We start from the raw sequence: 18,240 nt of genomic DNA, 5'->3' as shown, positions 1-18,240 counted from the left end.
AAACCGATACAGCGCGTTTGATTGCTCATTTTTAAAGACCCGTCACTTCATTTCCTAAGCCGCACACCTGCTTAACTTTGCTCATAAAGCCAGTTTTCCGGCTCGCTAATATTCAACAGGTTTTGCAGGATCTCCTGCTGCATCGTCAGAACGGCAATATTGCTGTCGTTGAGGGCGTTACATTCTGCCGCCACCTGTTCAAGGGACGTCCAGAGCGCGTTGAGCTGGCTCTGATGCTGAGCCGGAAGGCGGGAAAAGAGGGTGCGCAGGCCAGCAGATCCGACAGGGATACCCAGACGGGTCAGCAGCTGATAGCGCTGCTTGCTGTTGTGGGAGAGCTTCTCGTAATGCGCCATCAGCTGCGGGTTGACCACGTCAAGCTGCGCGGCATCGCGCGCGATCAGCCACTGACGCTGGTCGGCAAGGAGGGTCTTCAGACTGGTGTAGGTGTCGCGATCTTCCACCATGCCCTGAACCAGCATTTTTACGCACTGTGCGGCGTTACTCATTGTTACCTCTGATAATATTTCTCGATTGCGCCGGCCAGCGAATCGATATCGATGCTGATTTTGCCCTGCGCAATGGCTTCTTTCATGCTGTTGACGCGGGCCATATCCACCTCTGGCAGCGCGGCCAGCTGAGTCTGGGCATCGCCAAGAACGGGGTCGATGGCGGCGGTTCGGGTGGTTTTCATCTCATCAGCATCTGCGACGCGCGTCGGGGTCGTGGCGCTGGCCTGATTCACTGCGCTGGTCATTGCATACTGGGTGGATGTCACTTTCATCGCGCTACTCCATCTTCGGTTTTTTATTGATCGTTTTCGCCAGGACGTTCACAGCGGAAATCGCCTTTCCTGACGCCTTACCGGGGTAAAGCGGCGCGTTAGCGCGAAAACTTAAGCGGTACGCCATATTTTTATCGGGCGGAGACATAGCCGGTTCTGACCACGCCCATATCCACCACCCTCGCGGTGACCTCGCGTTCGCTGCTTTCGTTTTTGACCTTAATCATCTCGCCTTTGCGCCCCTTTTTGCTGGCGATGCCCATGGTGCGCGCCTCTACGCCATCCTGCACGGCAACCATCAGCACGCGCTGGCCGCGCTCGACCATCACCGGGGAATCAAGCTGGCTCTGGCTGATGGGCTGAAGCTCGCGGACGCGGCGCTTTACGGTGAGCCCCACCGCGTCGTCCGGGCGGGTGAGGTATCCGCCGCGCAGATTGCTGATATTGAACTTCCGGCGCGTGAGATCGCCTGCCGCCAGCACGTGTCCGCGCTCCAGGGTCTGTTTCGCCATCAGCACCTGCAAATAGATATCGGGTTTCACCGTGACCGCAACGTCCCAGCCGCTTCCGCTCTCGCAGCGCACGTCAAAGCGCAGTCGCCGCAAATCCAGGTGCTCGCCGCCCGGCATACTCACGCTGAGCGGCGTGGTGCAGGGGGCGTACTGCGAAATCTCTGAGGGAATAAACAGGTTCAGCTTCGCCTGGTAGTCCTCCCAGCGGTTGCGTTCCGCCTCCTGGCGAATGGCGTCGGCGGCCTGCTGTTGAACGCGGGCGTAAACCTGTTTGCGCGCGGTGGTGGGGGCCGGCTGGGCGAGGGCCGGTAAGGCACACGCGGCAAGCAGCAGCGGCGGAATGACCGTGCGGAAAAAACCTTTCCCTTTCCGGCGCGACATTAATGAAAAGCTTATGAAATTCATGATGTTATAAACCTGGCACGATAGTTGCTTTAAATGCTGTAGCAACACGGACTATCGCAGGTGTCCATCATCAGAAAGGAGTGAGCTGTGAGTATTACTTTTGATAAGGCATTGGGCGTTCATCCGCAGGCTGTAGCACTTCGACTTTCCAGGGCGGAACTGCTTTCAGCAAATCTGGCTAACGTCGATACCCCCAATTTCCAGGCTAAAGATATTGATTTTGCCGCGGAGATGCAACGTTCGCAGCGGGATTTCTTTCCCGGCTCTGCGCCGCAGGAGATGTATCGCGTGCCTTACCAACCCTCATCGGACGGCAACACCGTCGCGCTGGATGTGGAGCAGGCGGAGTTTTCAAAAAACGTGCAGGACTACCAGATGAGCCTGGCGTTTTTAAATATGAAATTCACCGGCCTGAAAAAAGCAATTGAAGGTAAGTAATTGAATCAGGTGAATAAAAATGGCTTTTAGCGATATTTATCGCGTATCGGGTTCAGCGATGACGGCGCAAACCGTCCGTCTGAACACCATCGCCAGTAACCTCGCCAATGCCGAAACCCCGGCGGTGGACGAGGGGAATGTTTACAAAGCGCGCCGTCCGGTTTTTGCCGCGGTGTACCAGAACGACCAGCTCATGAGCGACAAAGCGCTGAGCGGTGCCCGCGTACAGGTGCTGGACGTGGTCTCTACGGGGAGTGCGGTTCAGCGCTATGAGCCACACCACCCGATGGCAAACGCCGACGGCTACGTCTGGTATCCGGACGTCAACGTGGTGGAGGAGATGGCCGACATGATGTCCGCGTCGCGCAACTTCGAAACCAACGTGGACGTTCTTAACAATGTAAAAAGCATGCAGCAAAGCCTGCTGCGTCTTGGAGAGGCGTAATTCATGAGTGTGAATGGAGTTTCCACCCAGTCCGGCACGACCACCTACGACAGCGGCAGCGTATCGGCCAATGACAACACCGCGGCGGGCATGAACAACCTGTTTATGCAGCTTCTGGTGGCGCAGATCCAGAACCAGGATCCGCTCAACCCGACCGACGGCACGGAGTACGTCAGCCAGCTCGCGCAGCTGACCCAGGTGCAGTCGATGGAGACCATGTCCCAGCTGATGGCGAACAACGCCGTGCTGATGGACAACCTCCAGACCCTCTCCACGGGCAACCTGGTGGGACAAAAAGTGATGGTGCAGACCGACACGGTAGAAACCGATGGCGCCACCAGCATTGACGGACGCCTGACGCTGGATCACGCCGCCAACACCGTCACCGTTGTGGTGAAGGATGAAAGCGGTAACGAGACCAAAATCGAACTCGGCAAGCAGGAAAAAGGGACGGTGGATTTCACCATCGATCCGGAAGCGCTGGGCTTAAAAGAGGGTAAATACACCCTGTCCGTGGTCACCGACGTTGAGGACAGCAGCGTGCCGATTGAAGTGGGCGGCGTGGTGAACAACGTGCGTATTCCTCTCGACGGCAGCTCGACGGTGCTGAACATCAACGGCATTGGTGAAGTGGCTTACAACAATATTACGCAGTTTGGGCAGTCGAGTGACAAAACCCCAAAGGGACTAATGAGTTAATCAGGAACAACTATGAGCTTTGATATTGCAATCTCGGGCTTGAATGCCATTAACCAGCAGCTGGGCGCGATTTCCAACAACATTGCCAACTCCGGCACCGTGGGCTTCAAGTCTGGCCGCGCAGAGTTTGCCTCTATGTATGCGGAAGGCCAGCCGCTGGGCGTAGGCGTCACCGGCGTCGCCCAGAGTATTTCCAAAAGCGGAAGCATCTTTTCCTCTGCCAACAGCCTCGATCTGGCGATCAACGGCGACGGCTTTTTCGTCATGCGCGACAGCGCGGGCGCCACGGCGTATACCCGCGCGGGCTACATGCGTACCGACAGCCTCGGCAACCTGATTAACAATCAGGGCATGTATCTCCAGGGCTATCCGGTCGGCGCTAACGGCGCGATCCAGACCGGTACGGTGGGTAACCTGACCATCAGCAGTGGCTCTATCCCGGCGAAAGCGACCAGCACCCTGGACTTTGCGGCAAACCTGAACGCGAACGAAGAGCTGCCAAAAACCACCACCTTCGATCCGGCGGACGAGTCCTCCTACAACCACACCGACGCCACCCAGGTGTATGACTCGCTGGGCCGTGAACACACCCTGAAGCAGTACTTCGTGAAGACCGGGGATAACGCGTGGGAAGTTCATTACTACATGGACGATCAAAAGCTGGATACCACCCAGACGCTGACCTTCACCGAGCAGGGCGTGTTGCAGTCGCCTAACGGCGCGATCAACATCTCCGCGGACGTCACGGGCGCAAACACGATTGATATCGCGTTGAACTACAACGGCACCACCCAGTTTGGCTCCGATTTCGCGGTCAGTAAGAAAAACGGCAATGGCTATGCCTCCGGCGAACGCACCGGCCAGACTATCGACAAAGACGGCAGCGTTTACGCCACCTTCTCTAACGGTGAACGACTGCTCCAGGGGCAGGTGGTTCTCGCGACCTTCGCGAACCCGAACGGCCTCTCGTCTGAAAACGGCACCACCTGGACGCAAACCGCCAGCTCGGGCGCACCGCTGACCGGCACGCCGGGCACGGGCCTGCTGGGGGCGCTGAGCTCCAACACCCTGGAAGGCTCTAACGTTGACCTGACCGCCGAGCTGGTTGGGCTGATGACGGCGCAGCGTAACTACCAGGCGAACACCAAAGTGATCAGCACCAACGACAGCATGATGACCGCGCTGTTCCAGGCGGTGTAATGGATCACCTGATTTATACCGCCGTGAGCGGCGCGTCGCGCAGCCTCTCCCAGCAGCAGATCCACGCCAATAACCTGGCAAACGTGAACACCCAGGGGTTCCGTCACGATCTGGATAACGCCATGTCGCAGCAGATCGCGGGGGAGGGTTATGCCTCCCGCTTCCTGGTGCAGCAGCAGCAGGGCGGCGTGGACTTAACCCCCGGCGCCACGCGCGATACCGGACGCGATCTGGACGTTGCCATCAAAGGCAGCGGTCTGATTACGCTGGAGAGTGGCAACCGCGAGGTTTACACCCGCAACGGCCAGATTGAGGTCGGCCCGGACGGGGATTTGACCATCGACGGGTTGCCCGTGTCGGGCGATAACGGCCCCATCGTGCTGCCGCCGTTTTCGGCAATCACCATTGCCGATGACGGGGTGATCTCCATCGTCCCGGACGACGGCAACGTGGCGGCGCCGATGGAGGTCGATCGCATCAAGCTGGTGGACATTCCCGCCTCCCAGCTCAGCAAAAACAGCGCCGGGTTTTTGGTCACCAACGCGCCCAACAACCCGCGCACGGAAGAGGTCGAGCTGGTGTCGGGGCATCTTGAAAGCTCCAACGTCTCCGCCATCAACGAGATGGTGTCGAGCATTGCGCTGAACCGGCAGTTTGAGGCGCAAATCAAGATGATGAAAGCCGCGGAAGACCTGGCCACGGCGGGCAACCGTTTGTTGCGTAATACCTGATTGAGTAAGGAATAACGATGAATCCCGCTTTATGGATCAGTAAAACCGGCCTTGCCGCGCAAGACGCGAAGATGAGCGCCATCTCCAACAACCTGGCGAACGTCAATACCACCGGGTTTAAGCGCGATCGCGTGATGTTCGCCGATCTGTTCTATCAGAATCAGCGCACGCCGGGCGGTCAGCTTGACCAGAACAACATCTCGCCGACCGGCATTCAGTTTGGTACCGGGGTGAAGATTGTCGGCACCCAGAAAGAGTTCTCTACCGGCAATATTCAGAACACCGGGCAGAAGCTGGACGTGGCGATTACCGGGCAGGGCTTCTTCCAGGTGGAAACCACCGACGGGGATATCGCCTATACCCGCGCCGGGAATTTCCAGAAGAACCCGGACGGTCTGCTGACCAACGCGCAGGGGCTGCCGCTGGTGCCGCAGATTGAGCTGCCGGATAACGTCAAAGACATCCAGATTGGCAAAGACGGCACCGTGACCGCCACCGTCGCCGGTGAAACCGAACCGGTTGAGCTGGGGCAGATCACCCTGGTCAATTTCGTCAATCCGGCCGGCCTTGAGGCCATTGGCGGCAACCTGTACCGCGAAACCGCCGCCAGCGGCGAAGCGGTGGAAGGCGTCGCCGGTGAAGAGGCCTTCGGTCAGCTTGAGCAGGGGTCGCTTGAAGGCTCCAACGTTCAGGTGGTGGAAGAGATGGTCGATATGATTACCGTCCAGCGCGCCTATGAGATGAACGCCAAAATGGTCTCAGCCGCGGACGACATGATGAAGTTTGTCACGCAGCAGATGTAACGCGTGAAGTGAAGTGAACGAAAAATGAAAAAGCAGTGTGTTATCGGCTTTTTTGTACTGCTGCTGGCCGGGTGTGAAAGCCCGGCTCTGCTGGTACATAAAGACGACGCGGCCTATGCGCCGCCGGAAGATTTTGCCATGCCGCCAGCGGAAACGAAGGGCGGCGGTCTTTACAACGCCAACTACAACTGGTCGCTGACGCAGGATCGTCGCGCCTACCGGGTGGGCGATATCCTGACCATCAAGCTGGACGAGTCCACGCAGGCCAGCAAGCAGGCGCGAACCAATTTCGGCAAGAAAAACGATGTCTCTATCGGCATTCCGGAGGCCTTTGGTCACTCGGTGGACAAGCTGGCGGGCTCGATAGACGGCAACCGCAACTTCAACGGTAATGCCACCTCGCAGCAGCAAAACAGCCTGCGTGGTGCCATCACCGTTGCGGTCTATAAGGTGTTGCCGAACGGCGTGCTGGCCGTGCGCGGCGAGAAGTGGCTGACCCTCAACCAGGGGGATGAGTACATGCGCGTTACCGGGCTGGTGCGTGCCGAAGATATCGAGCGTGACAACTCCATCTCTTCCCAGCGGATTGCCAACGCGCGTATCTCCTACGCCGGACGCGGCGCGCTCAGCGATGCCAACTCCGCAGGCTGGCTGACCCGCTTCTTTAACCACCCGCTGTTCCCAATCTAACGGAGTCCGTCATGCGAAAAATCATGCTTTTTCTGATGCTGCTGTGGACGACCGGCGCGATGGCGGAACGCCTGGGTAACGTCGTGGATATCCAGGGGGTGCGCGGCAACCAGCTCGTGGGCTACAGCCTCGTGGTGGGCCTCGACGGAACGGGCGATAAAAACCAGGTGAAGTTCACCAGCCAGTCGGTGACCAACATGCTGCGCCAGTTTGGCGTGCAGCTGCCGACCAAAATTGATCCGAAGGTGAAAAACGTGGCCGCCGTGGCGATCAGCGCCACGCTGCCGCCGGGCTACGCGCGGGGTCAGGCTATCGACGTCACCGTGTCGTCCATTGGCGATGCGAAAAGCCTGCGCGGCGGAACGTTGCTGCTGACCCAGCTGCGCGGGGCGGATGGCGAAGTCTATGCCCTGGCGCAGGGTAACGTGGTGGTGGGCGGCATGAAGGCCGAAGGCAACAGCGGCTCCAGCATCACCATCAACACCCCGACCGTGGGGCGCGTGCCGAACGGCGGCTCGGTTGAGCGGGAGATCCCTTCCGACTTCCAGCAGAACAGCCAGGTGATTTTGAACCTCAAGCGTCCGAGCTTTAAAACCTCGAACAGCGTGGCGATGGCGCTGAACAACGCGTTTGGCTCCGGCACCGCCACGGCGCAAAGCGCCACCAACGTGGTGGTCAACGCCCCGCAGTCGGCGGGGGAGCGCGTGGCGTTTATGTCGATGCTGGAAGACGTGCAGATCAACGCCGGCAAGCAGCCGCCGCGCGTGGTGTTTAACGCCCGTACCGGCACGGTGGTGATTGGCGATGGCGTTGTCGTTCATGCGGCGGCGGTCTCCCACGGCAACCTGACGGTGACCATTCGCGAGTCGTCCAACGTCAGCCAGCCGGGGGCATTTAGTCCGGGTCAGACCGTGGTCACTCCGGAAAGCGACGTCAGCGTTAACCGCGGCCGCGGGCAGATGGTGACGGTCGCGGCCGGAACCAGCCTGCGCAGCATCGTGAACACCCTCAACAGCCTCGGCGCGTCGCCTGACGACACCATGGCGATCCTGCAGGCACTGCACGAAGCCGGCGCGCTGGATGCCGAGCTGGTGGTGATTTAAGGAGCCGAAATGTTAAACGCCATTTCTCGGGATATGACCACCTTGCCTGGCGACATGACCGGGCAGGTCAAACCGCAAAATCTGGAGCAGGCCGCCGAGCAGTTCGAAGCCCTGTTCCTGCGCTCGCTGATGAAACAGATGCGTAAAGCCTCCCAGGCGCTGGTGGACGATAACCCGTTCGACAGCAAGCAGCAGCGCATGATGCAGGAGTTTTACGACGACAAACTCGCCTCGCAGCTGGCCTCGCAGCAGAGCACGGGGATTGCCCGGATGATTATCACCCAGCTTGGCCCGCAGGAGAGCGCCGGGCTTAAGAACGGGGCGGAAAGGGTCGCTTTACAGGAACATCCTCAGCAATTAACACCCCCCGTCGTACCGGTAATGCGCCGTGGGCAGGAGTAACCGATGAATATGATCAACATTGCCTGGAGCGGCCTGCAGGCGGCCCAGTTCGGGATGAGCGTCACCTCCATGAACATCTCGAACGTTCTGACGCCGGGTTACAGCCGCCAGGGCATTATTCAAAGCTCGGTGGTGACAATGGGCGAGGGCGGCCTGTCCGCCGGTGCGGGGGTACAGGTCGACAGCATTCGCCGCATTTCCGACCAGTACCTGACCAACCAGGTGTGGCAGAGCAACAGCAAAGCCAACTACTACGGCATCAATAACCAGTACCTCGGCTCGCTGGAGAAGGTGATCGGCACCGACTCAACCAGCCTGGGAACCGGGCTGGATGATTTCTTTGCGGCGCTGAGCGCCCTGACGGAAAAGCCGGAAAACGAAGCCCAGCGCCAGCAGCTGCTGAACCAGGCGGACTCTCTGGCCACCCGCTTCAATAACATGAACGACTTCATCAACAGCCAGAAAAGCTCGATTGCCAACCAGCGCGACACCATGGTCGGGCAGATCAACAGCCTGACGTCCGGCATTGCCGACTACAACAAAAAGATCATGGAGATGGACTCCACGGGCGGTAACAGCAACGTGCTGCGCGACCAGCGTGATGAGCTGGTCAAGCAGCTCAGCGCCTATACCGACGTCAAAGTGACCGAGGACAGCAGCGGCAGCTACTCCGTTTCCATGAAAAACGGGCAGCCGCTGGTGAGCGGTAAAGTGGCCGGGGAGTTGAAAAGCAGCCTGGATGGCGAAGGCAATCCGGTGCTCAGCCTGAACTTCTCCAACACCACCTTCTCACTGAACCCGTCTACGGGCGGGCAGCTTGGCGCGCTGTACGATTATGAAACCGGGGATCTGGCCGACATGCAGGCCTCCGTGCAGGGGATGGCGGAAGCCGTCGCCACGCTGTTCAACGACCAGCTGGCGCAGGGCTTTGATAAGAACGGCAACCCGGGCAAGCCGCTGTTTACCTTCGATTTGACCAACCCGAAGGGCATTTTACAGGTTAACGATCTCAAGCCGGATGACCTGGCGCTGTCGGGCTCGCCTGACGAGCAGGGGAACGGCGACAACCTGCAGGCGCTGATCGCGCTGAAAAACACCAAGGTCGATATCGGTGGAATGGGCAACATGAGCCTCAACGAAGGCGCGGCGGCAATCATTTCTAACGTCGGTATCGCCAGCAAAAAAGCCCAGAGCGAGCTGGAAGCCGCGCAGGGAGTTTATGACCAGGCGCAGCTTCAGCGGAACAATCTCAGCGCGGTAAACCAGGACGAAGAGGCGATTAACCTGCAGGTCTACATGCAGGCGTATCAGTCCAACGTCAAGGTCATTGCCACCGGAAACCAAATTTTCAACGACCTGTTAGGCCTGTTTTAACCGGCGTTAAGGAACTTACCTATGCGAATCAGCAGTCTTTATAATTCCGATGCCATGATGGCGCAGCTTGGCGCGAACGGTACGCGCATCAGCAAGCTGATGGAGCAAATGGCCACCCAGAAGCGGATCAACGTCCCGTCTGACGATCCCGTTGCCGCCACCCGTCTGGTGCAGCTGAACCGCGAGCAGTCGGCGATCAAGCAGTACCAGAGCAATATCACCGGGCTGAGCGGCTCGCTTTCCGGTCAGGAGGCGCACGTTACCGCCATGAGCAACCAGCTTCTGTCTCTCAACGACAAGCTGCTGTCGGCGGCAAACGGTGGGGTGCTGAGCGATCAGGACATGGACGGCTTTGGCGCCGAGCTGTCGTCAATGCTCGACTCGCTGGTGGCCTCGATGAACGCCCAGAACGAAAGCGGGGGCTATCTTTTCTCCGGCACCAAAACCGACACCAAACCGGTGGTCTGGGACGAGGCGCAGGGTAAATATGTCTACCAGGGCAACAGCGGCACGCGCGAAACCACGGTGGCGAACGGCGTGAGCGTCACGGAAAACACCAACGTGGTCGGGGCGTTTTCCGGCAGCGGTGACGATCTGGAGATGCTGAACAAGCTCAAAGCCCTGAGCGACAAAATGCAGGACCCTTCGCTGACCGTGAATGACTACAAGGACGATATCGACGAGATGCTGGCGCTCTCCGGCAAGGCGCGCGATAACGTCGGCGGGCTGTTGACCGATCTGGGCGGGCGTCAGAATCGCCTGACGATGCTCGGCGATGCGCATACCGACGTCAGCACCGCGAACGAGCAGGTGGTGCGCGACCTGTCGGATACCGACTGGGCGACGACCAGCATTAACCTTCAGCTCTACACCAACTCGGTGCAGATCACCAACAAAGCGTACAGCATGATCAGCCAGCTCTCGCTCTTCAGCATGTTGTAATCGCTATGCAAGTCGGTTTAAAGACAAACTCGTTAACCACGACGCCCTCCCCGGTCAGAACCACGCCGGGGGCGGCCACCGCCGTCGCGCGTGCGGAGTCGCCTGAACAGGTACGCCGAAGCGCGGCGGTATTCCCGGAATCTGCGCTCCTCTCCCGCCGCCCGCTGCGCTACAACGTTCAGCTGAACCAGCAGCTTACCGCGGTGCAGAAGGCCGAGAATTACCTCTCCGAAACGGAAAACCAGCTGCTGGTGCTGCGCCATCAGGCGATGCGCGGAAGCACCGAGCGTCCGGCGGCGGCGGTCAACGCCCTGCTGCAGCAGCGCAATACGCTGTCCGGCGGGACGGTCGACCGCAACTTCAACGTGACGTTACAGCAAAAGAGCAAGGTGAGCTTTACGCTGCCCGGCATAGAAAACCTGCTGGAACAGACGCCGGGTGAAACCCTGGTGTTTGCGCTCGGGGGCAGCAAGCGGGAGCTGGCGGCGGTAGCCATTCCGGCGCAGGCGACGCCGCGGCAGGCGCTGATGCACCTCAACGTCGGGCTGGGTCGGCTGGGCATTCACGCGTCGTTAGGCGATGACGGGAGTGCGGTTTTTCAGGTTGATGAGTCCCGCTGGGCGCAGGTCAGCCAGCACCTGAGCGTGCGCGGCGAAGGGCAGCAGTTCCCGGCGGACGCCTTTACGCTGCTGGCGCCAAAGGCGGAGGCGAGCCGCGAAGACGATATCAGCCAGCTGAGCAGCCAGTGGGAGCGCGGGGCGAGCGGAAAACTGCAGCAGACGCTGGAGCAAATCACCCGCGAGCGGAGCAAGCTGCACCAGCATCAGGAGCGCGTGTCGGCGCGCATTCAGGATATGTCTACCGCCTATAATCCGCGTGAAGCGCTGGAAACGTCCCGCGCCCTCGGGGATGCGCTGGCAAACAGCGGCAGGCAGTACGGCCTGCTGTCGCAGGCCCTGGCGGCGCAGGGGAATATCTCCCTGACGACGGTGAAGAATTTGCTGGGATAAGATCTCGCCCGCGCCTGTCCGGCGGGCGATAAACCCTCAGTTACGCAGCGGGTAAAGGAAAATGGCCCCGCTTTGCCCGACAACCAACGGCTGGTTACCGACGTAAACGGGCTGCATCCAGAAATCCACGTGCATCAGCATATCCACCAGGCCATCAATCATCAGCCCTTTCTGCGCCGTGCTGTAGTAGATAGGCGTATAGGTGAAGAAGCGCTTGCTGTTTTGCTCGTTGATTTCGCTAAACTTCCCCTTCAGCACGAACCGGTTATCGTTCGGGTTGGTGATGGTCGTCAAAATGGCGTTGTTGACGGTTTGCATGTGCGAATCGTAAATCTCTTTTCGCCGTGACATCAGATCGTAAAACCCGAGCTGCAGGAAGCCTTCCACATCCGTTTGCTGCTTTGCGGCTGGGGTAAGTAACCGGACGCCGGAAAAGACGGTGGCGGCAACCAGCAGGTATGACAACAGCCATTTCCAGTTAAGAACAAACTTCCATCTCACTGATTTTCCTCCTCGTTTCTCGCAGTATCAGGTTGTTCAACTGTGTCGGGTTAATGCGCCAGTGGTAAATCGCCATGACCAGCTGCTTTTTGGCACATTTGCTTCTCAGGGCGAAGGTGTAATTCAGCGTCTGATCGACGCTCTGGTAATACACCGTCATGGTGGTGGACTGGGATTTGATCTGCTGATTCACGGCGTACAGCGTATCTTTGATCTTGCTGTAGAAATCCTCTTTGTTCATCGCCAGCCGGTTCGCTTCTGAGATTTCGTAGATGCGGATATTGCTGTAAACCCCCGCCTCCTGCTCGGTAGCCACCAGCCTTGACCCCTGCGAGTTCGCGTAATGCCAGCCTGCAATCGCGCTGGCAATCACCACGGCGATCAGCGCCAGCAGGCCAATCAGCCGCTGCGGAAACGGCGGACGGGCGGGCGGCACGACCCGGACGTCGGGAATAACGCAGGCTTCCGGCTCGGGCTGTTCCGCTGGCGGCAGCTCCACAGGGAGCGTCGTTTCCTCTGCTTTCTCTTCTTCTTCCTCGGGGAGGGCTGCTCGGGCGGCGGGATCCAGCTCATCGCTTTCGTGCTCCACGCAGCGGCACCAGGCTTGCTCCAGCAGGTAGCCCTTTTTCGGGATCGTTTTGATTATTTTCTGTTTTTTACCATCGTCTTCCAGCGCGGTGCGCAGGGCATGGATGGCGTTAGGCAGGCTATTATTGCCTATCACCCGGCGTTCCCAGACAAGGGTCGTCAATTCTTCGCGGGTGAGTATTTGTCCGGCATTTGCCGCCAGGACTTCAAGTAATTTTAATTGGTACTCGCCGAGTCGCTTACGTTCACCGGAAACAAGGCTGATGATCGAGCCTGAGGGTAAATCAATTAACCAGTTATTTACCGCATAATAAATTTTATTCATGGCAAGTGATGGTTGCTACCCACTCCTGAAGAATTTAATTTGCCCGGCACTGCGCATTAAATGCACGAAATGCTTAACGTAAATTAATGATTAAATCCGTTTAAAATTCACTGAGAATTGCCGCTTGCCTGCGGAAGTTGTGCAAAGAAAAGGAAATTCCGGGGGATGAAACGCAAAAAACCGTCTGTATGCAGAGGAAGTTTTACCCGGCAAACCAGGCCTTTTCTTAGGCGTGTTTAGGAAGTTTCGCTTCCGTGGCACATTTTTACGCGATAAAAGTGTGATATGCAACAAATTATTAAACGAATAATTTGGAAGAGTATTAATGTTCATCAGCAAAAGTTAAATGGCGTAGCGCATTGATCGATTTATTAACAATTAACGCTGGCATGTAAATAATATGTTTTCTGGCGAATCCTCTGGAATCCGTTTTTTTCCATTACTGAAATAAAAAACGTAAGAAAATGTAATGTACATTTAAGTATCGCTTCGTCTGTGTCGCTTTATATTCCCTTCTTTTTTTAATGTTATTTCGCATCCTCTTATGGGAATGAGAAATATTTCGGCTATGTACCCGTTTAGAGAAGAAAAATAATTTTTTTTCGATCGTCGATTTAATTCCTGGCGAGGGTGTGTCGTTTTACCTGAGTACCAGAGAGAAGAACCTGACAGACAGGTTCATAAGGAGAATTCTAAAATGGCACTTTCAATTTTTACTAACGCCTCTTCCATGGCTTCCGTTAACGCCCTGAACAAATCTAACAGCATGTTATCCACTGCGATGGAACGTCTGGGTACCGGTAAACGCATCAACTCTGCGGCTGACGATGCGGCTGGCCTGCAGATTGCAACCCGTCTTCAGGGTCAGACCAACGGTATGGCCGTTGCTCAGCGCAACATCTCTGACGCGACTGCACTGCTGCAGACTGCGGAAGGCGCGTTCGACGAAGTGAGCAACATCATGTACCGCATGAAAGACCTCGCCACTCAGGCAGCGAACGACACCAACGGTACTGAAGATCGTGCAGCGCTGCAGTCTGAAATGGACGAGCTGAACAGCGAACTGAACAACATCATGGGTAACACCAAATACGCGGGTGAGAGCCTGTTCGCAAGCGGCGGTAAATTCACTAAAGAGATGAACTTCCAGATCGGTGCATCTGAAGGTGAAAGCCTGACTCTGAACGTCAGTGCAGACCTGACTGCGGTTCAGGGCGCAAGCGGCCTGGGTGCGCTGACTGCTTCCGGCGCGCTGACCACCGTTTCCGGTGCGCAGAGCATGATCACCAGCATCGAAGGCGCAATTTCTCAGGTTGGTACGCTGCGCTCCAAGCTGGGTGCGAACATCAACCGTCTGGGCCACACCGCGGCTAACCTGGCGAACATGAAAGACAACACCGACCTGGCGCTGGGCAACATCCGCGATGCTGACTTCGCGTCTGAAGCGTCAAGCATGACCCGTAACCAGATGCTGGCACAAACCAGCATGTCCATGCTGAAACAGTCCAACAGCATGTCCGGTATGGTGATGTCCCTGCTGGGCTAATCCACCGCACCGTTAATAAAACACCGCTGTAAGGCGGTGTTTTTGTTTGCGGCTTTTCCCCTTCCTGTATTTCCCCTTCAGGGGAAGGCTGCCTTCCTTCACTAATCTAACCTGTTGATTTTAAATCATATAAAACTTGGCACGCAGTTTGCTTAATACAGTCATGGTTTAGCGACAGGGCGAACGGAGAACAACACGATGGCCGATTTTAGCAGTATCGATCCGCAGACTCTGGCTCAGCAGCTGGCGACGTATGACATTGCCTCTTTGCAAAACCAGCTGAAGACCAAAACAACAACGATGAATGCGCAAAAGAGCGCGCTCGATGCGCTGAAAACGGCGCTGACCGATTTCCGCACGGCGATGAGCGGGCTGAATAAAACCAACGAAGGCATGCTGAAAAATCTCGTCAGCATGAACCGGGAAGGGATCGCCAACGTTACCGCCAACTCCAGCGCGCTGAAAGGGACTTACAACATCGAGGTCGATTCGCTGGCGTCCGCCCACCAGATTGGCTACGGCCAGATGACGGATGACGCGATCAAAAATGCGTCCGGCACGATGGACATCACCCTCGGCTCGGGCGCAGACGCTAAGACCATCAGCGTCGACGTGACCGATCTGGAAAGCCTGAGCGATCTGACAAAAGCGATTAACGGGAATGAAGATAACCCGGGCGTGACGGCATCGCTGATCCGCACCGACGGTGAAGTGACCCTGATGCTGAGCAGCGACGAGAGCGGGCTGAAAAACACCATCTCGGTGACCAGCCCGAACGGGTTAGATCTCTCAAATCCGCAGACTATCTCAGAGGCGTCGGACTCGGTGATCAGAATGGGTCAAATGACCTTCACCAACAGTTCGAACACGCTGGATAAGCTCATCGACGGGGTGACCATCGAGCTGACGTCGGTGACGGAAAAAGACAAACCGCTGACCATTTCGGTGGGAACGGACAGCTCGGGAACCAAAGAGCAGCTGCAAACCTTCGTCGACGCCTACAACACCTTGCAGGACACCCTGACCAAGCTGACCAAGAGCGGTAACGGGGACGATGAGAGCCGCGGCGCGCTGGCCGGCGATTCCACCATGTCGTCGCTGGATCGCGAGCTGAATGACGTCATGCGTCAGATGTTTGGCGACAAGCGGATGTCCGATTTCGGCATCACCGCCGACCGCGAAGGCAAGCTGCAAATTGACAGCAAAAAGCTCGACGAGGCGATCAAAGCCGATCCGCAGAAGCTGAACGATCTGTTTAACGGCAAGGAGGGGATGCTGACGGCGATGGACAAGTCCCTCGACCGTTATCTCAACTCCAGCAATGGCTTACTGAAAGGCCGTCAGGACATCCTGACCCGCCAGCAGAACGACATCGACACCAAAACCGATGCAATGAATACGCGCTATGAGGCCTCTTACAACCGCTATCTGAAGCAGTTTACCCAGCTGCAGCAGGCGCTGGCGCAGATGAACAACACCATGAGTATGTTTGGTTTAGCTTAAGGAAATCACCGCTTTTATGTACGGGAACGAACAGCAGGGCTACGGCCACTATCAGCAATCCGACCTGGCTATCCAGGCCGCCGCCGCCAATCCGCATCAGCTGGTGCTGATGTTGTTTAACGGCCTGATGGATGAACTGGTGCGCGCAAAGAGCCATATCGCGGCGCGTCGTTACGATCGCAAAGTCCAGAGCATCAACAAGTGCATCGATATCCTGAACGCGCTGACCAGCTCGCTGGACTTTGAAAAGGGCGGCGAACTGGCGCTGAGCCTCGCCAATCTCTACGACTACTGCGTTTATCGTCTTTACGATGCCAGCCATAAGCTCTCCGTCACCAGCGTGGAAGAGGTGGAAGTGGTTCTGCGTAACCTGCAGGACGGCTGGGAGAAGATGGGGCAGCAGAATGGATGATATTCAGGTTATGCGTTTTCTGGCGCGTTCCCTGGAGCACTCGGCCAGTCAGCACGACTGGCCGGCCGTGCAGGACGTTGATGCCCGGATCGCCGCACTGCTGACCTCGCTAAAGGGACAAACGCTGACGGCAGAAAAACGCGACGCCCTTGAGGCGCTGCGCCAGGCGCACGCCCGGGTAAGCGAATACTGCCAGACGCAAAGCGACGAGCTGGAAAAGCAGATTGCACGCACCCGCCGCAACCAGGAAGGGGCTACGGCGTATGCCCAGTTTGCCGGGGCAGAGGACATGGGCCAATGAATCTGCTGCTTTCTCAACTGACCTCGCTGCCGGTTGCCCCTGGCGCCGATGACGCGCCACTGGCTCAGCCTGCGGCAGGCGACGTGCCGCAGGTGCTGGACACCGGCACGCAGGCGCAGCCCGCCTTTAACGATGCGCTGCTTGGCATCATCAACGCCCTGATGGGCGGCGAACAGCAGCGCGATACCGCAATGGTGCTGGCGGACGTCAAGGCCGCCGCGGACGACGACGAGCATAAAACGCACCAGCGTAACGCCAGCCCGCGCGTTGAAGACCTGATTGGCTCTCCCCAGCAGCTGCTGGACGCGCTGCTCGCGGCAAGCCAGATGCCGGTCAAAACGCTTAATGCCACCTCAGCCAGCACCCCGCGAGGGGGCGACGCCCTGACGCTACAGAACATGACGGTGGGGCAGCCGGTAAACGCGACGCCGCTCGGCGTGCAGGCCCAGCCAGCCGTGGCGAACGTGACGCCAGAGCCCATCGCTGACGCGGTGAAACCGACGGTGCCGGATCTGGCAAAGCCGGTGATGTCGCTCATTCCGGTAGCCGGACAGACCGCCGCCGGGCAGACCTTTACCCACGCGGTAGAAAAACAGGCGGTTAACCTGCCGCCGATAAAAATGGACGCCGACGAGGCGAAGTGGGCGCAGCAGCTGCACGGCGCGCTCAACGACCGCCTGCAGCTTCAGGTCAGAAATCAGGTTCAGCACGCGACCATCCGCCTGGACCCGCCGGAGATGGGCAAAGTGGACATCTCGCTGCAAATCGAAAACGGCAGGATGCAGGTGCATATCAGCGCCAGCAACGGCGAAACCTACCGCGCGCTGCAGCAAATAAGCAATGAGCTTCGCCAGAGCCTGACGGAGCAGAACTTTGTTCAGGTGAACGTGCAGGTCTCTTCCCAGTCGGGGCAATCGCAGCAGGGGCACAAAGAGCAGCAGATGCTTGCCGCGCAGGAGAGCCCGGCCGCAGGCGCAGAGATTGCCGCCGAGGAGACTCAGGCAACCTTTACCAAAGACGATTCAGTATTACTTACGGTGTAAACAGACCCACTATGACCATTAAGACATTTTCATTAGGGCTGGTAATTGCCCTTATCGCCGCCATTGTTGCCGCCGCGCTGACCGTTTTTGGCACGCATATGCTGAGTCAGGACGAGGGAAAGCGCTTAGCCTTCAGCAGCCTGTTTTCATCTTCAGAAGAGAGCTCAGTGGAGTTTGTGGAGATCAAGAACGTCGTTATTACGCTGAAGAGCCATCGCGATGCCGAACGTTACCTGCTGCTGGAGCTGGCGCTGGCCGCTAATTCTGCCAGCGATGCCCAGCGTGCGGAGGAGATGTCCCCGGCCATTCGCGGCGCGACGGTCAACCTGCTGTCGTCGATGGAGTACGACGCGGTGCGCGACATGAGCGTGGAGTTGCTGCGCGACAAGCTGATGGAGGCTTACGCCCAGCGCTTCGAGAGCCTCAACACGCGGATGCCGTTTAAAGACGTGATTATCAGCAAAATGGTCTTCCAGTAAGTCG

23 protein-coding genes are annotated in these 18,240 nt (G+C 57.8%); 18 read left to right on the top strand and 5 right to left on the bottom strand.

Annotated elements, in window-relative coordinates; genetic code table 11:
• Positions 1 to 71: 71 nt before the first annotated feature.
• The 3 genes from flgN to flgA all read right to left on the bottom strand — a co-directional run bounded on the left by flgN (position 72) and on the right by flgA (position 1,701).
• Positions 72 to 509 (bottom strand): flagellar export chaperone FlgN, encoded by a 438-nt coding sequence (flgN, locus tag AB6V08_RS16435; protein WP_368543894.1) that lies wholly within the window; start codon positions 507 to 509, stop codon positions 72 to 74.
• Between the two features lie 2 nt (positions 510 to 511).
• Positions 512 to 784: a flagellar biosynthesis anti-sigma factor FlgM gene (flgM, locus tag AB6V08_RS16430; RefSeq protein ID WP_368543893.1), complete on the bottom strand. Its 273-nt coding sequence runs from the start codon at positions 782 to 784 to the stop codon at positions 512 to 514.
• Positions 785 to 915: 131 nt separating this feature from the next.
• Positions 916 to 1,701 carry a flagellar basal body P-ring formation chaperone FlgA gene (gene flgA, locus AB6V08_RS16425; protein WP_368543892.1) on the bottom strand — a complete coding sequence of 262 codons (786 nt, stop codon included), beginning with the start codon at positions 1,699 to 1,701 and terminating at the stop codon, positions 916 to 918.
• Between the two features lie 87 nt (positions 1,702 to 1,788).
• Between flgA and flgB the strand changes: the two genes are divergently transcribed.
• The 12 genes from flgB to AB6V08_RS16365 are packed head-to-tail and all read left to right on the top strand — an operon-like array spanning position 1,789 to position 11,538.
• Positions 1,789 to 2,139: a hypothetical protein gene (gene flgB, locus AB6V08_RS16420; protein WP_006177433.1), complete on the top strand. Its 351-nt coding sequence runs from the start codon at positions 1,789 to 1,791 to the stop codon at positions 2,137 to 2,139.
• 19 nt (positions 2,140 to 2,158) lie between these two features.
• A complete protein-coding gene (gene flgC / locus AB6V08_RS16415) occupies positions 2,159 to 2,584 on the top strand; it encodes a flagellar basal body rod protein FlgC (protein WP_368543891.1) in 426 nt (141 codons plus the stop codon).
• Between the two features lie 3 nt (positions 2,585 to 2,587).
• A complete protein-coding gene (gene flgD / locus AB6V08_RS16410) occupies positions 2,588 to 3,283 on the top strand; it encodes a flagellar hook assembly protein FlgD (protein ID WP_368543890.1) in 696 nt (231 codons plus the stop codon).
• A gap of 12 nt (positions 3,284 to 3,295) precedes the next feature.
• The gene (gene flgE, locus AB6V08_RS16405) at positions 3,296 to 4,483 is read left to right on the top strand and encodes a flagellar hook protein FlgE (protein WP_368543889.1); all 1,188 of its coding nucleotides are present in this window, start codon (positions 3,296 to 3,298) and stop codon (positions 4,481 to 4,483) included.
• Positions 4,483 to 5,214 carry a flagellar basal body rod protein FlgF gene (locus tag AB6V08_RS16400; protein ID WP_368543888.1) on the top strand — a complete coding sequence of 244 codons (732 nt, stop codon included), beginning with the start codon at positions 4,483 to 4,485 and terminating at the stop codon, positions 5,212 to 5,214. Before flgE ends, AB6V08_RS16400 begins: the two co-directional genes overlap by 1 nt.
• 17 nt (positions 5,215 to 5,231) lie before the next feature.
• On the top strand, positions 5,232 to 6,017 hold the full coding sequence (gene flgG / locus AB6V08_RS16395; protein ID WP_368543887.1) for a flagellar basal-body rod protein FlgG: 786 nt from the start codon (positions 5,232 to 5,234) through the stop codon (positions 6,015 to 6,017).
• Positions 6,018 to 6,041: 24 nt separating this feature from the next.
• Positions 6,042 to 6,707 (top strand): flagellar basal body L-ring protein FlgH, encoded by a 666-nt coding sequence (gene flgH / locus AB6V08_RS16390; RefSeq protein WP_368543886.1) that lies wholly within the window; start codon positions 6,042 to 6,044, stop codon positions 6,705 to 6,707.
• Positions 6,708 to 6,718: 11 nt separating this feature from the next.
• Entirely contained in the window at positions 6,719 to 7,810 is a 1,092-nt protein-coding gene (locus AB6V08_RS16385) for a flagellar basal body P-ring protein FlgI (protein ID WP_368543885.1), read from the top strand.
• 9 nt (positions 7,811 to 7,819) lie between these two features.
• A complete protein-coding gene (locus tag AB6V08_RS16380) occupies positions 7,820 to 8,212 on the top strand; it encodes a rod-binding protein (RefSeq protein WP_368543884.1) in 393 nt (130 codons plus the stop codon).
• Between the two features lie 3 nt (positions 8,213 to 8,215).
• Positions 8,216 to 9,586, top strand: coding sequence for a flagellar hook-associated protein FlgK (flgK, locus tag AB6V08_RS16375; protein WP_368543883.1), 1,371 nt, complete (start codon positions 8,216 to 8,218; stop codon positions 9,584 to 9,586).
• Between the two features lie 21 nt (positions 9,587 to 9,607).
• Positions 9,608 to 10,528, top strand: coding sequence for a flagellar hook-associated protein FlgL (flgL, locus tag AB6V08_RS16370; RefSeq protein ID WP_368543882.1), 921 nt, complete (start codon positions 9,608 to 9,610; stop codon positions 10,526 to 10,528).
• Positions 10,529 to 10,533: 5 nt separating this feature from the next.
• Complete coding sequence (locus tag AB6V08_RS16365; protein WP_368543881.1) at positions 10,534 to 11,538, top strand: hypothetical protein; 1,005 nt, start codon at positions 10,534 to 10,536, stop codon at positions 11,536 to 11,538.
• Between the two features lie 36 nt (positions 11,539 to 11,574).
• Here the strand turns inward: AB6V08_RS16365 and AB6V08_RS16360 are convergent, their stop codons facing one another.
• Both AB6V08_RS16360 and AB6V08_RS16355 read right to left on the bottom strand, forming a co-directional pair.
• Entirely contained in the window at positions 11,575 to 12,039 is a 465-nt protein-coding gene (locus tag AB6V08_RS16360; protein ID WP_368543880.1) for a hypothetical protein, read from the bottom strand.
• Entirely contained in the window at positions 12,017 to 12,952 is a 936-nt protein-coding gene (locus tag AB6V08_RS16355) for a transcriptional regulator (RefSeq protein WP_368543879.1), read from the bottom strand. Before AB6V08_RS16355 ends, AB6V08_RS16360 begins: the two co-directional genes overlap by 23 nt.
• 697 nt (positions 12,953 to 13,649) lie before the next feature.
• On the opposite strand from AB6V08_RS16355, the gene AB6V08_RS16350 reads away from it, so the two are divergent.
• The 6 genes from AB6V08_RS16350 to AB6V08_RS16325 all read left to right on the top strand — a co-directional run bounded on the left by AB6V08_RS16350 (position 13,650) and on the right by AB6V08_RS16325 (position 18,236).
• Positions 13,650 to 14,498, top strand: coding sequence for a flagellin N-terminal helical domain-containing protein (locus AB6V08_RS16350; protein WP_368543878.1), 849 nt, complete (start codon positions 13,650 to 13,652; stop codon positions 14,496 to 14,498).
• Positions 14,499 to 14,696: 198 nt separating this feature from the next.
• A complete protein-coding gene (fliD, locus tag AB6V08_RS16345) occupies positions 14,697 to 16,001 on the top strand; it encodes a flagellar filament capping protein FliD (protein WP_368543877.1) in 1,305 nt (434 codons plus the stop codon).
• A gap of 16 nt (positions 16,002 to 16,017) precedes the next feature.
• Positions 16,018 to 16,413: a flagellar export chaperone FliS gene (gene fliS / locus AB6V08_RS16340; protein WP_368543876.1), complete on the top strand. Its 396-nt coding sequence runs from the start codon at positions 16,018 to 16,020 to the stop codon at positions 16,411 to 16,413.
• Positions 16,406 to 16,714 carry a flagellar protein FliT gene (gene fliT / locus AB6V08_RS16335; RefSeq protein ID WP_368543875.1) on the top strand — a complete coding sequence of 103 codons (309 nt, stop codon included), beginning with the start codon at positions 16,406 to 16,408 and terminating at the stop codon, positions 16,712 to 16,714. Before fliS ends, fliT begins: the two co-directional genes overlap by 8 nt.
• The gene (locus AB6V08_RS16330) at positions 16,711 to 17,757 is read left to right on the top strand and encodes a flagellar hook-length control protein FliK (protein WP_368543874.1); all 1,047 of its coding nucleotides are present in this window, start codon (positions 16,711 to 16,713) and stop codon (positions 17,755 to 17,757) included. The genes fliT and AB6V08_RS16330 overlap by 4 nt, the downstream gene beginning before the upstream one ends.
• Positions 17,758 to 17,768: 11 nt before the next feature.
• Positions 17,769 to 18,236: a flagellar basal body-associated FliL family protein gene (locus tag AB6V08_RS16325; protein ID WP_368543873.1), complete on the top strand. Its 468-nt coding sequence runs from the start codon at positions 17,769 to 17,771 to the stop codon at positions 18,234 to 18,236.
• Positions 18,237 to 18,240 lie beyond the last annotated feature (4 nt).

It is taken from the genome of Enterobacter soli (genome assembly GCF_964208575.1).
Lineage (GTDB): Bacteria > Pseudomonadota > Gammaproteobacteria > Enterobacterales > Enterobacteriaceae > Enterobacter > Enterobacter soli_A.
This window is presented reverse-complemented; position numbering and strand designations above follow the sequence as displayed.

What these genes read in the sequence shown, in the direction of transcription:
- fliS (WP_368543876.1), top strand. Translation starts at nt 16,018, where the DNA reads ATGTACGGGAACGAACAGCAGGGCTACGGCCACTATCAGCAATCCGAC.
- flgC (WP_368543891.1), top strand. Translation starts at nt 2,159, where the DNA reads ATGGCTTTTAGCGATATTTATCGCGTATCGGGTTCAGCGATGACGGCG.
- AB6V08_RS16380 (WP_368543884.1), top strand. Translation starts at nt 7,820, where the DNA reads ATGTTAAACGCCATTTCTCGGGATATGACCACCTTGCCTGGCGACATG.
- AB6V08_RS16400 (WP_368543888.1), top strand. Translation starts at nt 4,483, where the DNA reads ATGGATCACCTGATTTATACCGCCGTGAGCGGCGCGTCGCGCAGCCTC.
- flgG (WP_368543887.1), top strand. Translation starts at nt 5,232, where the DNA reads ATGAATCCCGCTTTATGGATCAGTAAAACCGGCCTTGCCGCGCAAGAC.
- AB6V08_RS16355 (WP_368543879.1), bottom strand. Translation starts at nt 12,952, where the DNA reads ATGAATAAAATTTATTATGCGGTAAATAACTGGTTAATTGATTTACCC.
- fliT (WP_368543875.1), top strand. Translation starts at nt 16,406, where the DNA reads ATGGATGATATTCAGGTTATGCGTTTTCTGGCGCGTTCCCTGGAGCAC.
- flgL (WP_368543882.1), top strand. Translation starts at nt 9,608, where the DNA reads ATGCGAATCAGCAGTCTTTATAATTCCGATGCCATGATGGCGCAGCTT.
- flgK (WP_368543883.1), top strand. Translation starts at nt 8,216, where the DNA reads ATGAATATGATCAACATTGCCTGGAGCGGCCTGCAGGCGGCCCAGTTC.
- flgA (WP_368543892.1), bottom strand. Translation starts at nt 1,701, where the DNA reads ATGAATTTCATAAGCTTTTCATTAATGTCGCGCCGGAAAGGGAAAGGT.
- AB6V08_RS16385 (WP_368543885.1), top strand. Translation starts at nt 6,719, where the DNA reads ATGCGAAAAATCATGCTTTTTCTGATGCTGCTGTGGACGACCGGCGCG.
- flgH (WP_368543886.1), top strand. Translation starts at nt 6,042, where the DNA reads ATGAAAAAGCAGTGTGTTATCGGCTTTTTTGTACTGCTGCTGGCCGGG.
- AB6V08_RS16325 (WP_368543873.1), top strand. Translation starts at nt 17,769, where the DNA reads ATGACCATTAAGACATTTTCATTAGGGCTGGTAATTGCCCTTATCGCC.
- flgE (WP_368543889.1), top strand. Translation starts at nt 3,296, where the DNA reads ATGAGCTTTGATATTGCAATCTCGGGCTTGAATGCCATTAACCAGCAG.
- flgD (WP_368543890.1), top strand. Translation starts at nt 2,588, where the DNA reads ATGAGTGTGAATGGAGTTTCCACCCAGTCCGGCACGACCACCTACGAC.
- AB6V08_RS16330 (WP_368543874.1), top strand. Translation starts at nt 16,711, where the DNA reads ATGAATCTGCTGCTTTCTCAACTGACCTCGCTGCCGGTTGCCCCTGGC.
- flgM (WP_368543893.1), bottom strand. Translation starts at nt 784, where the DNA reads ATGAAAGTGACATCCACCCAGTATGCAATGACCAGCGCAGTGAATCAG.
- fliD (WP_368543877.1), top strand. Translation starts at nt 14,697, where the DNA reads ATGGCCGATTTTAGCAGTATCGATCCGCAGACTCTGGCTCAGCAGCTG.
- flgN (WP_368543894.1), bottom strand. Translation starts at nt 509, where the DNA reads ATGAGTAACGCCGCACAGTGCGTAAAAATGCTGGTTCAGGGCATGGTG.
- AB6V08_RS16350 (WP_368543878.1), top strand. Translation starts at nt 13,650, where the DNA reads ATGGCACTTTCAATTTTTACTAACGCCTCTTCCATGGCTTCCGTTAAC.
- AB6V08_RS16365 (WP_368543881.1), top strand. Translation starts at nt 10,534, where the DNA reads ATGCAAGTCGGTTTAAAGACAAACTCGTTAACCACGACGCCCTCCCCG.